Raw genomic sequence first — 13273 nt, forward strand, 5'->3', positions numbered from 1 at the left:
ATATTTGACCATTTAGTCGCAAAAATCAACACCGTGCTAGTTTATTTATTCGGAGAAGAGAAAAGATGTGTTTTATTCTGTGAAGTATTGCGACTGTTTCTGGAGCCTTTATGTTTTTGATGCTTTGCTGGTCTTTAAGTTTGTTCAAATAGGTCAAAGGGCTGTGAGGTGATTGAATTTTGTAATTTTGTAGTAATTGTGGTTAGAAAATTTTTCGTTATTTTTCGATGATTATATGTTTCTATCGTACGAGATATGAAAGGGGATTTTAACTCGGAATATAAGCATTTTGATATAAACCAAGGTCGCATCGTTTTCGTTTTGAAATGTTTGCTTTTAGATTTTCAGCCATGAGTCCATGAAGTAACTGTGCAAGTCTTGGATTCTATGCCGTTTAGGGTTTTTGAAATAAAGTTATGTTAGAAAATGCTCTTTAGGTCGTATCGACCCCTCCTTGGTTGGAGGTCTTTGCAAGTTATGCGTTTCAAGCCCCCCTGCTGTTGGAGATCGTTTCGATCCCTCCATAGTTGGAGGTCTTTGCAAGAGTCTCGTCAGGAGGCCCTGTGGCGCAACGGGGTTCAAGGGGGTTTTCACGGACCTGTTCCCATTCTCCAATAACCGGGAAAGTTTTGACAATCAAAAATAGCCAATTATCTCCTTTTGAATGCCTAAGTATCTGATATGGTTGGTTTTCACATACCGCCGGTTGTCAAAACTCAATACAACAGAGCGTTAAGGTTATTGTAACAAGCTGTTTACGGCGATGGGAAGATAAGCCGCAAGGTTGGTGGTTTTTTGGGCACAGTTTTCCTTCTTCGACCAAGACGTCACCGACAGGGTCGGCGGGACTTGCCCCATAAATTCAGAGAGTGGCCATGTGGATTAGGAATTTGCCAGCCTAATTTGAGTCAACGAGCGTCTGTTCAAACAGTATCTAACCAGTTCAACATGACTATCCTTAAGCGAGGCCTTGTCCAAATTCAAGCACTGACCCGGGCCTCCGTGCGACTGCCACGCGATTTCACGGCACCTTCGACTCCCGCGCGGATGAAATGGTTCCGGTATTTTGTTCGCGAGCGCGTTGGGCGCGACCAAAGCCGCGCCATTGGGTAAACCCAGGTTAAGCTCCGGGTGGCATGTTTTGAGCTGGCTGGGTCGGGGCCGGTGTGACAGTCATCAGACCACAGCCAAACCCTTTGGCCGGACCAATGCCGTTGCACAGCAGGTCGGCGAAACGTGCCCCGTCAACAACCGACACCAAACCCTGGAATAGCACCGGCTGAATACAGCCGCGCCGGAAATCCTCACGTGGCTTGCGGAAACGAAATGGCGGCAATACCTGGGAACGCACCTCGATCACCTCGGCCGCGCCGTCGACCTTGCGGGTTAACCAACGGTCACGGGCGCCGGCCTCGGTCAGGGGACGGCGGGCACCATGCCTGCGTCCCGAGGCCCGGCGCGAATGGGTGCGCACCGGATTGGCAACTAGGATGAAACGACGGAACCCCGGTTCGGAAACCGCTGCCAAGGGCAGGGTTTCCAGGGTGGCCACCTGAGCCAACGGCCCACTCACCGGACGACGTCGCGATTGGACCAGCAGCCGTACCGTTCCCGCCGCGTCGGGTGTTTCCAACCGATACAAAAAATCACGACGGGCGTCGGCCGGGCCCGGAAACAAACTCCAAACGGCTTGGTGGACACCGTAGTGGTTTCGGAAGCCGCCGGTAACCCTGATCTCACTTTGGTACATCGCGTCCCTCCTTCGCGGACAGCAGCGCTTTGACAGCCGCCACCTTCACTTTTTGTTTTTCACTCAGCTTGCCAAACCACTTTTTTTCGCGCGCTTGGTAAAAGGAACGCAAGGTGAGCCCTACGAGAACCTGTTCTTCCTGGGAAAGGTCCTTCGCTTTGGTGAGCCAGGCCATCGCCAGTTTCTCCGCTTCGGGACCGGCGAGATCGTCGTCTAGTTGTCGTTGCAAGGGTGACTTGGTTGCCTCGGCAGCAGCCTTTTCAGTCTCCGCGAGGCGAGCGGCCTCTGCTTGGTGCCACTGCTTCCTCGTGCAACGATGAAATAGGTCACGGTCCGCGACACCCTCAAAGGGTGCATAGGGCAACAAGGCGGAGCGTGGGTCATTACTTTGCCGCCCTCGTGCATTGAGGAATTGGGGCAACCGCATATTCGCCAATGAACCTGGCTGTCCGGGCGCAAGGGCTGGGTTGGCCATCGCGGTCAACTGCACCAGTTGTTCACTCACGGCCCAACCTGCGCGGGCGCGATCAGCTTCATCTACCTTGCCGTGTAAGATAACGGCGGCGCGGTAAGCACGCTCCATTTCATCGGTGAAGAGACGCATGCAGGTTTGGGCATCCGGCACCTGACCGCCGTCGTTGCGCGTCAAGTCCCCCGGTTCCCAGGTAACGGAAATCGAAACCGAACCCAATCCGAAGGGTTTTCCCATGCCCAGACCGTGACGCAAATCGCCGTTACCGCCCCAGGTCAAGCACCACAGCAAAGCACCCAATTCTACCGGGCGTAGGTTGTGCAACCGCAAGCAGCCCTCGAATACTGAACCGGCGTCGAGCGGGTGCAACCTGGTTTTGACTCTGTCGTTGTTGTAATCGTTTCGGCCGCCAATACCTGCTGAATTCGTACCAAACCCACCAATGTGGGATCGGGCCGGGTAACGTTTCCAACCGCGTAATTCGGCCTCGTCGTCCATCATGGTGGTGTAAGACTTCAGAAAACCTTCCGGGTCGTGGTCTTGGTGAATGTACGACGGGAAGTAACTCGGTTTGGGTCCGTTGAGGATGGTCAGGATCGGCGAAAGATCGCGCCGTTCGCCCACCAAACGTGCGGTACCAAAGGAGGCGCGTCCGGCCAGGCTGTCTTTTCCTTCGTGCGCGTCGCCAAACACCACCGCGGTTAAATCGCGTGTGGCCGGATCAAGGTGGCCAAAATGGGTGTGGTCCAGCGTGGCCCCAATACTGTGACGGTATGCTAAGCGAAACATCATCGCTAGGCCGATTTCCGTTGGGTGCCCGGCGTGGGCCAAATAAAACACGGGTACGCCGAGATGCTCATGGAAGCGTTTTTCCCAATAGCGCCATTCATCCGTCTCGCCGTGAATGTGCAGGAAGGCACGCATCACGCGCTCGTCAACGATCATGGGTGACCCGGGATCGTAAAACACAAACTCTAGATGTTTGGCCCCCCGTTGATTGCTTCGCGCATCATTGGGTTGCCCGGTGAAAACAAGCCGTCCGGGGATGTCACCACCATCCAAGTTATGAGCTTTTTCATGTTCCTGGGTAACCTGCCTCGAACGTCTCGCTACCGGTTGTCGCTTCGAGAAGGTGGTATCCAACGAAGCCGGCAGCCAGCGTTCGTACTTGGCCACGGCACCCTGGCGGTTGCGCAGTTCGTTGGGATCCGGCACCCCGCGTTGCGCGGCTAAATCGAGCAATGCATTGTGCTCGACACGCAAAAACCGACAGGGGGTCAGTTCCCAGGCGAAACCGTCCTTGTCGACAACCGGTTTGAGGTAGCCGGCCTTAACCCTTGGCGTCAGGTTGGGGTTCGTTAGGCGTTCGCGATAGATGGCTTTTGCGGCATTGGTTAAATCGCGGATACTCAACCATTGGTCGTCGACCCCGTCCATTTTTCCAAAAGTCGCGATGCGCATGACATTGCGAATCATGCCCTTCAAACTGGAGCCGGGTATGGCGGGATGACCGTCGTGGTCCAGGTAGGGCGCAACCATACTGTATTCCCGCCCAGGCACGGGTTGCTGTCGGCCACCGACCAACAATGGCGTGTGGCATTTCAGGGTCAAGCTCAAACTTCCATTAAGCCCGTCACGAAATGGTTGGTCGCGGCGAACGGCCGATGCCCATTCGGGTTGGTAAATAAAAGCCGAAAGCGGCACGAAGTTATAAGGCGCGTGCACGGGTTTGGGTGTATTCGACATTACGGGGTTACCTCCAATCCTTCAAATCCGGTGAATCGGGTCGCGGCGGGGAAGAATCCCCCCGGTAAGGGCTCAACTTCGCGATCCCAGTAGACGCGGTACAAAAGGTTCCTGACGGCCCCGCTATCGTCCGGTGCGCGCGGCCGACCAAGATGGCGGTGGGTTACCGCGATAAAACGACGCCCTGCACGTTCCTCAAAGGTGATCCAACGTAATCCACCAGCGCCATTGGGTCGAAGTAACAGGCTATGGCGTTCATCCCCCGCCAATTCTCCATACTGAACCGGCGCGGGTTCCGGCAATTGGCCTGCATGGATCTGGATCACGTCGCTCTGCCGGCACAACCAACCGTTTGCATGGGGGAAGGCTTCCGTATAGGCGATCAAAGCCTTTTGCACCTCCGTCTGGTCGATGATCTCGCGCTCAACGCGTTCCAGATCGCAAACCCCGCCAATGAGACCGGCGGGTTTCAGCAGGTTGGGATCAATTTGGTTCATTGCTTCAAAAATTTTCTGAACGTTCATGCAGCACCTCCAGCTTGGGGGCAAAGGGTGTCTAATCCCTCGATCAGTCCCTGGAAAACACCATGGCCACGACCGGCACCGGCACCAAGCGCGAGACGACCTGAGACCAAATCGTTTAAGGCGCGGCGGAAAGCCGTGACGGTCGTTGTGGAAAGGCCGGCGGCGTCAGCTACAGCCAAGGTCAAGGTAAGCGGTTGGACAACCACTTCTTCGCTGTAAAGGACATGCCGCCGCACCCCACCCGTGAAGGGATCAATCCCGTTGTGGATCAGATAATGGACGGTCTCGGGTTTAAGGTAGAGATCGTTGAAGAAGATACGCCCGGCGTGTCCAAGGGCCTCGTCACCGTCGCTATCCGCGGCCGCGCCAAAGAGTTCACGCACGGCCGGGTTATCGGACAGATCCTCCATCTCAGGCCCCTTGTCCGTCTGGTGCTCGGGATCGGCATCACACGCGGCCACTGCCGCATCAAAGGCAGGCACAGCCACAAAGCATCCACGTAAGATATGGTCGTGATAGGCGACACGGTGGCGTAACGCACCTTTGACGGCTGACCCGGGAATGACCAATTCGCGCGGGCCTAAGACACCGCGACCCTCTTTCCACAACACACGCCGTTCGGTAACGGGGACAAGACGTGCTTCCATCGCCTCGTCTTGACACAAAGGTGTCAAGCCGCCACCAAACCGGAAACCTTCTTTCGGGTCAAGCTGGAGCCTAATGAGCGACGCATCGGAGGCGGGAAGCGCCGTAGGCTCAAGATTCTCAATTACACCCAGATCATTGGACAGGCCGGCGTAACGTAATAAATCCTTCTTGCGACGAAAATCAAAGGTCGTTTGATGGAGTCGAACCAGACGTAAGGCGCCGTAACCGGCGCGGGTACCGCCGCCGAGGCGAAATGCGGGGCTGACCAATAAACCCAAAAGGTGACGCCAGGTCTCATCCGCCTCGCCGTCGTGGCGCAAGCTCAGTTCAATACTGAAACGATAACCCGCGCCAAGGGCAACGCGGTGAAACAGGCCCTGATCGGAGGCGCTACCATATTCATTCAGGTGTACGCGGCTCCGTTTGACAGGCGCGGTGAAACAGGCCTCGCGCAGAACCTCATCCTGTAAACGCGCCCGCTCCTCACCAAGTAAAAGTCCGACAACGGGTCGGTCGTGGCTATCGTGCAGGCAGCCCCAAGAAACATGAAGCCGCGACGCCCCCTCAATGAGGTGATCGCCGCCCCGTCTTCCGAACAATTTTGCGGTAGTCACCTCGCCGTGATCGCGCCGGAAGAGCCCGCGCAAAACGCCGGCAAAGGAGCTCCCGGGAATGGCAGGACACCCATTGGCGTCGCGTACAATCAGGTGGTCGACCTGACCGTCTCCGAATCCTTCGCTGATGGAAAGTGGAACCCGGGTTTCCACCACCAATCGGGCTAAGGACAAAAAGGGATGATTGCTGTAGTGATTCATGGTGCCACCTCCGTCAGCATGCGTTGTTGTTTGGCGCGGTCGGCGGCGACACGGGCGAAGCGCGCGAGCACGGCGACGCGTCGTTGGTTCGACAGTATTCGCCCTTGGTCGGTTTGGACCGCCGCGTCACCTTCCAGCTTGGCGCGCAGCCAGGATCGGAATGTGGGTGGTTGGCCGAGCCGTTCCTCCAAGGCGTCGTGAAGTACGGGGGTATCCCAATCGGGATCACCCGCTTTACAGATTCCGGTTTGATTATCGAACAAGACGTGGTGTAGGCGGGCTGTATCGACAGCCCCGGCTAACTCGTGGGCCGCGGCCTCGGTGATCCGCCCCCATTGGGTTGGCGACGGTCCTACGGCGATGTGCGACGCTAGGCCGCCACGCACGCGCGCGCCGTCCAGAAGAAGAATCAATTCGTCGTGCCAGGCCTCTGCCTCGTGTTGCACCACATCTTCCTCGTGACGGGCTGCCTGCCGATCCAGCAACCAATGGGCCAGTGGCAAATCGGGTAGCGGCGGTGCCGCTTTCCGGGTCACTCTCGGTAGCTCGCCAAAATGGGGTACCGCGGTGTTTAGAAAGGGCGGATTGAGCCAAATACGACCAAATCCCCGTTGCCGGAATAAGCCAACCCAACGCGTCGGCGGCTTGTTCAAGATCTCTTTCGGGTTTTCCAGTTTGTAAGCCAAAACCGAGCCGCGCTGGATGAGGGTAAGGTCACCTTCGAAAGCACAGTATTTGCTGTTGTAGGCGCGGTGCCGACCGTGGCGCACAAAGCAACGCTTGGCGTCGATTTCCGCGGCGGGTAAACCCAAATCTTCACCAAGCGGCAGCGGACAGGGCACGCCCCTTGAATCCTCCACGACCAGATCCGAAAGCAAAAGTACATTGAGTACACCGTCGTCAGGAAGGGCCGCCAATTCGGCTGATGCAGTCGCAACCGGCACCAAGCGGCACCGGCCGTATTCAGTTGACCGCGAACGACCGAGGCGTAAAGTCCCGGTCAGCGCGTTCACAATTTGCGCAAAAACCACTGCCGGTACGTCCTCATCGGCTTCCAAAACGGCGCGAAAGGTCTGGCCGGCGGCCAAGGCGTGGTATCCGTAGAGCTGACGCGACATGGATACACCGGAACGAGGATCGACGGCGGTTTTAAGACGGTAATGGGCCTGAGGCTTCACCAATTCACCGGCCAGACTAAGGTAAGATCCCTTGAGTTCCTTCCAGTCCGGCCGCCGTTCTTGGTACGCGGCATTCCGCCATGACTCGTGCCCGGGGTCTTTGTGAATTCCGCCTTGCTTGGGTGCAATCAAACAACGCGGCATCGGTACGGTTGGGCGGCCACTGGGCGACAAGGGTAAGCCGTCGCCAAAACGTACCTTTCCCGTATGGAACACGGTCCAAGCCGCCTCGCCGAGTGTGTTATAAAGCCGAGCGGCGGTGGCCCCCATCAGGAGTGAACCGCACAAATAGTCCAAACTGTCGCGGCCCCCGTGAATCGAACCCGGTGAACCAACAGCAGTCTCGCTCTCCAGTACTATATTAAACGATTGTTGCCTCATGGCTTCTCCTCCAAGGTGACCCTGCAACGGCCTAAACCGCGGGTGCGCCCAATTCCCAAGCCGCGAATTAGCGGCAGGCAAAGACCCAGCTTTTCTGCGAAGTCCTCCCCGGTTCCCCTTGCTTCGGGTTTTAGCGTAAGCGGGGCGACCAGGTTGAGTGGCACCACGACTTCCATGCCACGTAGACTGCCGGGCAGCGCGGTACCGCGTTCAGGGTGGAGGGCGGTGGCGTAAAGGTTGCGGTAGAACTGGTCACGCAAACCGGTTTCGTCGACGCGTAACCAATTACGCAACGCACCAGGCAACACGGCGTTGTCAAAAATCAGCCACCCGGCTTGCGAGTGGTGGCGGTCGATACGGTTTGGGTCATCGTCGCGCGTTTCTTCGTTCGGTTCCTTGGGATAATGGCGAGTATCTGTACCGAACCAGTTAGCGGTCCAGTTATTGGGCAAATGCCCCCAGTCCTCGGCGCGCTGGGCGGCGTCACGCACCAAACCACGTAACCCGCGACCCGGCAGCTCAGGTAATCCATCCGCGTCTTTGTGAACAACGGAATCAATGGCTAGCCCACCACCCCGTCCGCTACCGATTTGCCAATAACTCTCAATGACAACATGCAGGGAATAACGACTCATGAAACCCTCCGCTTCACATCTTCGACGGCGGCCAAAGCAACGGCATCCGCCACCGGCGAACGACCTTCTGCGTCAAACAACGGGAGCCGGTCGTTAGATCCTTTTCCGTCATTGGTGCAGCCGGTGAGCCGCGCCAACAGACCTTCCAACTCGACCAAAGTACCAGGCGCGTTTTTGGCAAGGTTTTCACGCCAGCGGCGTTGGGCTTTAAGCGTGTGGTGTTCACCCATATACAGTGCTTTTTGTAGCTCCCTCACCGGACCACGCCCTAGGCGCCCAAGCAGGTCGGCCAGTTTGTAGAGGTCATCCAAATGGGGTAACGGTCCATCGGGTGCGGCGTCAAAGGCATAAGGCTGCATGGTCAACTGCCGACCGTCGCGGGGGGTTTTTTCAAACGCGACGACCGTATCCCAATCATCGATCATGGCGGTTGTAATGCGGTGGAACGCCAAGGTGGCGGGCGCGATCACATCGCCCAACTTAAGCTTGGTTGCTTTGGCGTGTTTTTCGGCCGCCGCCTTGGCCGCTTTTTTGGCGGTTTGACACAGGGACTCAGCCAAGTGGTATGCCATATGGAAAGGTTGCTTCGGTTTGATAAAGGCCACGCCCGCCGCGGCGCTGAGATGATCCGGCAGGGGAAATCCCGACAACTTGGCGAATTCGGTACGGGTCTTCTCTTCGAAGGCCTCTTGGAAGCATCTGGTAAAATCCAGCGCATCCGCGGCACGGGTCACCAGCGTGATATCATCCCCACCGAGCACCAGAAAACGCACCGGTGCCACGTATTTGTGGGGCTTGGCGATCGAGGCCGCCAAACCGGACTTGAACAGTTCGATGCAAGCGGTGTGTGCCGCTTCACGCGTTGCATTCTCGACAGCTTCGGAAAAGGCGGCCGGCAAACAGGGAAATGATGCGGGTTTTTTCGCCAGGGCCGCGTTTAGGCGTTCGACAACAGCGCCCAATCCGTTGCCGTCAATGTGGATCACGGCGATGTATTGGTCATCTTCACTTTCACTTAGTAAAGCGTCGTCGGTAGTGCGTTTTTTATCCGGTACAAAGGACAGAGGAAAAACCAGTATGTCGGCGTCTTCTAACGCGAGTTTGTCCTCAAGGAAAGCGCCACCAAGCGCTGCTGCTTGTTTGGTGCGACAAAGTGCATCGGCCAAGCGACCCTGTGTCATGACAACGGCGGGATCACCGGTGAGGGGCGCACGTCTGGCGAGTGGCGATCCCGCGGGAAGGTAAGGCATGTGACGGTTACGGCCTTCATGCAAGCCGTCAGCCAAGGCTTTGCGGGTAGCCGCGTTGTACGCCTCCGCCTCGTGCAAAGCATGGCTAAATACAAGACCCGGTATTTTATGGGCGACATAAAGCGACCAGAGGTCTCGCAGTTTCCGGGCATCTTCAGATTTGCGAATTTGCACCAAAAAAGAACCACCGGTACGGCGGGCAAAATCCTCGTCTTCTATCGAAAGTTCCAAGGCCTGGATCACGCGCGTCAAATCGCCGCGGATTAGTTGGTCGATCAGCGCACTGGCGCCGACCATCTCCTTCAAGCGGTCGGTGGCGAAAATGTAGGATTGAATGCCATGCACCCTGAATTGGTAAAAAAACATAAATCCTCCGGGGTGAGATTGAACCCAATTCCGCGGGCTCACCTAGAGGAAAGGATGCTTTTAATTATTTTTTTCGGTATTTATCAATCTTTTTGAAAGAAGGTCAAAAACGGTGTTCATGCCGTGGGCTGGTCATTGCAAGAAACAAAGCATCAAAAAAGGCACCTTCCTGAGAATTCACAAGTCGCATATTTAGAAACACTTGAGAAATCACTTAAACGTTGTGGGCGTTTTTTTTAAAAAAAACGACTTTTCCCGCGAAAAAAAACTCAAAACCTTCCTTTCATGATGACAGAACCCAATTTATGAATTCGGAAGGGAGAGCCATTCATGTTTTTTCGTGACTTTGTCGTGACCGTGAAACCGCTGTCATCCACCCGCACGCATCTGTCGTTGGCCAGAGCGCTTGAAGAACCGCTGGAGGAGAAAGTCGAACAGCCGGAGATCCTGAAGACGATTTTGGCCGATGTGGATGTTTTACTGAAAAAGCCCGCAAAAAAAGTCCACGGCAAAGCGCAGGAGGCGCAGGAGGAAAAGGAGGCAAAGAAAAAGGCGTTGGCCCACGCGCTGTTTACCACCTTTTTCCCAGGCACTTTCGCCGATGAGTTTAAACGTCGGCGCCTCGAAAACGGTAATTTACGGGTGAAAATCCAGCCGGCCGAGGCCTGTAACGAGAAAGCTTTCAGCCACTGGTTTTTCCAAACCCCCTGGGAACTCATGATGGCACCGGGCGAATTTAGTCCGCTGTGTACCACGCATGAAATCTCAATGGTTCGTCAATGGATCCCAAAGGAACACGCGCACCAACCAAACCCACTCCCGCTGCCCAAAGAGCTGAGAATTTTGGTGCTTACCGCCAATACTCCCAATCCCAAATTAAAGAAAATTGACGCAACGCGCTTTAATCAACCGATTTTGGACGCAATAAAAGACAATCCCAACTTCAAGATCACGGTGCTGGATCAACCAACCTTAACGACACTTCAGAGCACCATCGCAGAAACAGCCCCGCACATCTTGCACATTACCGGGCATGGCTCGCCACCGAGGCAACGCAATACCGTTGAAAACCTCGTACCTTACGACGGACTGGGATTATTGCACTTGTGCAAAGGCGACGGAAGCAGGCCGACCATCATCAGTGCGCACGAATTGTTGGCCGTGCTCACACCCTGTTTGGATTCACTGCGTTTGGTCACCTTGGCCTCCTGTTTTTTGGGACGCGCGAGCAGGCGCGACCTAGATGGTAGTTTTGCGGCGACCTTGTGCGCGGGTGGGGTTCCCGCGGTGGCGGCATTCCAATTTGTGCTGTCCTATGACGGTGCCGACGCCTGGATCAAAACTTTTTACGAACACTTGGCAAGCGGGGATCGACTCGATACAGCTATGGTTCACGCTCGCGGGGCACTCAAAGCCGGCGGTACCGTGGGTCGTATCCGAGACCTGGAATATGGCTCCCCACTGCTAATTACCCGTTTGCCGGACGGACGCTTGTTCCGACGGTCACAGACCGTTGCTGTCGTTTCTCGGGCGAAAACGCCGCCAACCACCCAAGATGAGGATACCGATATACTCGACTTAACCCCCTACTTCCAGGGGCACGGCCTTAAAGCCCCACGGCTGATGCCTGGCGTAGATTGGGACCAAACACTTTATCCACTGCTCACCAACCTCACCTGCAACTTAACCGAAGCACTGCCGGTTACTTTCGAAGGCCCCATGCACCAATCGGTTGCCGTGGCCTTGGGCTACATTTTTAACGAAACCCGCGCCATGGATATCCGCGTTAACCAAGTCAATCAAAATAGCGAACAGACCGAGACCTGGCACGCTCGGGGTGAAATCGAAATCATCGAAGTCTCGGAAGATATCCAAGCGGGTCACCCCGAATCCGAGGATTTTATCGCCTGCGTCTCAATGGCCAACCGCACCCGCCATGGTGCATTGGCTTTCATCAAGCAGCACCCTGAACGCTTCCCCCACGGTTACCAAACCTGCGTGGAATGGTCTCCCCCGAACGGCGCCGACAGAAACAGCATTCCCCATCAAGGCGTTGCTCGGTATTTGGCGCGTCACATCGGTAGCCGCATCAAACGGCTATCGCAAAGTGGCGAAACCCCCATCAAACGTATCCACCTCTTTTTCTCCGGTCCCTCCGCGATGGTTTTGTTTTTGGGCATGGGGTTGAACGCCTGCCGCGCGGTGCAGTTGTACGAGTTCGTGGCGGGGGAAAGTGCCTATGTGCCGTCCTTACGCCTGCGCTAATCCAATCAATCACAATACGATTTCAATCGATGGGGTAGAATCATGACACACATTCAAATGAACGAGGTGTCCGCGCGCATGGCGTCGGAAGAATTTGGGGAAAAACTAAACCAACACCGCAAGACGTTAATGGCGTTTTTTCGGCGCCGAAATTTTCGTCCCGAAGAATGCGAAGACCTGACCCAGGACACCATGACTCTCGGCCTTCAGAAACAAGACAACTATGAGGAAGAAGGCAACATGCAGGCTTGGTTGCTCACCCTCGCCAAAAGCAAGATCAGCAGTTTACAACGCTACAACCACGCCAAAAAACGCCAAAGAGTCACAGTTCCGCTTTCAGAAGCGACCCTCGAAACCGATCTGCAAAAAATATTGGATCAAAGCGAGACCCAGGATCCAGCCCTCGCCAAGCGACTTTGGGCATGTGTCGAGCGGTTACCGCCCGAACTGAACCACGCCCTGGTGTTGCGGCTGCAAGGCCACACGCTTGAAGACTGCGCGCTCCTGCTTCAAACCAAGATCGGCGTGGTCAACCGTCGTTATAAAAAGGCCCTCAAGCATCTGGCCGAGGAGTGGCACGCATGAGCTTGCAATCAACGGGAACGCACCGGACAGACTCCGAATCGCCGGCTCAAGCCTCGTCGTTCCTGAGTTACCTAGAGGCCAAAAAACAAAGCACCGGCGGCTGTCCCGACCTGACCGACTTGCTTGGATACGCCAACGAAACACTGTCCCAAGAGCGGCAACAGCGGGTACGTGAGCACTTGGTGGTCTGTGCTGCCTGCAGCAGCAAGGTACTTAAGATCGCCAAAGCGCCTCCCAAACGGAAAACACCGTTCGCGTCGGCAATCGCGCTGTTGCTGATCCTCGGCCTTTCCGCAACGGTGGCGTCACTTTGGCCCGACCGACACAGAGCCGACACCGATTTCGCCCGACTCGAACCCGTCGGCCGGATTTCCCGCAACGCATTACCAGTTCGAACGTTGAAACGCGATCCCAACAAACCGCTGTTCCTACAACTCAATACCGACGACCTCCAAGATCACACGACCTACCGCATTGAGCTGTTGCAGGGCGATCCGCCGAGGGTCGCGTGGCAGGAGGTGGGTCTGGCGCGCCAACCGGATCGCAGCTTCATGATCAACCTACCGCGGCAGTACAGCAACGGGGTGCTGCATTTGCGGCTCCTTGGGGATGACCGCATCATCGCCGAATACCAACTGCACCTGATTGATCCCTAGAA

10 protein-coding genes are annotated in these 13273 nt (G+C 55.9%); 3 read left to right on the top strand and 7 right to left on the bottom strand.

All coding sequences use genetic code 11. The features are described 5' to 3' along the window. Positions 1-1120: 1120 nt before the first annotated feature. From cas6e to J3U88_RS17765, 7 genes are read right to left on the bottom strand one after another with little or no spacing between them, the layout of a single operon-like run. Positions 1121-1750, bottom strand: a complete 630-nt coding sequence (cas6e, locus tag J3U88_RS17735; protein WP_207860272.1) for a type I-E CRISPR-associated protein Cas6/Cse3/CasE — start codon at positions 1748-1750, stop codon at positions 1121-1123. Next, on the bottom strand, positions 1737-3968 hold the full coding sequence (locus tag J3U88_RS17740; RefSeq protein WP_207860273.1) for a TIGR03986 family type III CRISPR-associated RAMP protein: 2232 nt from the start codon (positions 3966-3968) through the stop codon (positions 1737-1739). The genes cas6e and J3U88_RS17740 overlap by 14 nt, the downstream gene beginning before the upstream one ends. Further along, positions 3968-4492, bottom strand: a complete 525-nt coding sequence (locus tag J3U88_RS17745; protein ID WP_207860274.1) for a hypothetical protein — start codon at positions 4490-4492, stop codon at positions 3968-3970. The genes J3U88_RS17740 and J3U88_RS17745 overlap by 1 nt, the downstream gene beginning before the upstream one ends. Further along, entirely contained in the window at positions 4489-5955 is a 1467-nt protein-coding gene (locus J3U88_RS17750; protein ID WP_207860275.1) for an RAMP superfamily CRISPR-associated protein, read from the bottom strand. The genes J3U88_RS17745 and J3U88_RS17750 overlap by 4 nt, the downstream gene beginning before the upstream one ends. Then, positions 5952-7514: a hypothetical protein gene (locus J3U88_RS17755; RefSeq protein WP_207860276.1), complete on the bottom strand. Its 1563-nt coding sequence runs from the start codon at positions 7512-7514 to the stop codon at positions 5952-5954. The genes J3U88_RS17750 and J3U88_RS17755 overlap by 4 nt, the downstream gene beginning before the upstream one ends. Further along, positions 7511-8149, bottom strand: coding sequence for an RAMP superfamily CRISPR-associated protein (locus J3U88_RS17760; RefSeq protein ID WP_207860277.1), 639 nt, complete (start codon positions 8147-8149; stop codon positions 7511-7513). The genes J3U88_RS17755 and J3U88_RS17760 overlap by 4 nt, the downstream gene beginning before the upstream one ends. Next, positions 8146-9765, bottom strand: coding sequence for a Cas10/Cmr2 second palm domain-containing protein (locus tag J3U88_RS17765; protein WP_207860278.1), 1620 nt, complete (start codon positions 9763-9765; stop codon positions 8146-8148). The genes J3U88_RS17760 and J3U88_RS17765 overlap by 4 nt, the downstream gene beginning before the upstream one ends. A gap of 330 nt (positions 9766-10095) precedes the next feature. Here J3U88_RS17765 and J3U88_RS17770 point away from each other — a divergent pair, with 330 nt between their 5' ends. Genes J3U88_RS17770 through J3U88_RS17780 form a run of 3 tightly spaced genes read left to right on the top strand, consistent with a single transcriptional unit; the run spans position 10096 to position 13271 of the window. Then, on the top strand, positions 10096-12030 hold the full coding sequence (locus tag J3U88_RS17770; RefSeq protein WP_207860279.1) for an SAVED domain-containing protein: 1935 nt from the start codon (positions 10096-10098) through the stop codon (positions 12028-12030). A 42-nt stretch (positions 12031-12072) separates the two neighbouring features. Next, complete coding sequence (locus tag J3U88_RS17775) at positions 12073-12615, top strand: RNA polymerase sigma factor (RefSeq protein WP_207860280.1); 543 nt, start codon at positions 12073-12075, stop codon at positions 12613-12615. Next, the gene (locus tag J3U88_RS17780; RefSeq protein WP_207860281.1) at positions 12612-13271 is read left to right on the top strand and encodes a zf-HC2 domain-containing protein; all 660 of its coding nucleotides are present in this window, start codon (positions 12612-12614) and stop codon (positions 13269-13271) included. The genes J3U88_RS17775 and J3U88_RS17780 overlap by 4 nt, the downstream gene beginning before the upstream one ends. Positions 13272-13273: the final 2 nt, after the last annotated feature.

Origin of the sequence: Acanthopleuribacter pedis, assembly GCF_017377855.1 — a bacterium.
GTDB lineage: Bacteria > Acidobacteriota > Holophagae > Acanthopleuribacterales > Acanthopleuribacteraceae > Acanthopleuribacter > Acanthopleuribacter pedis.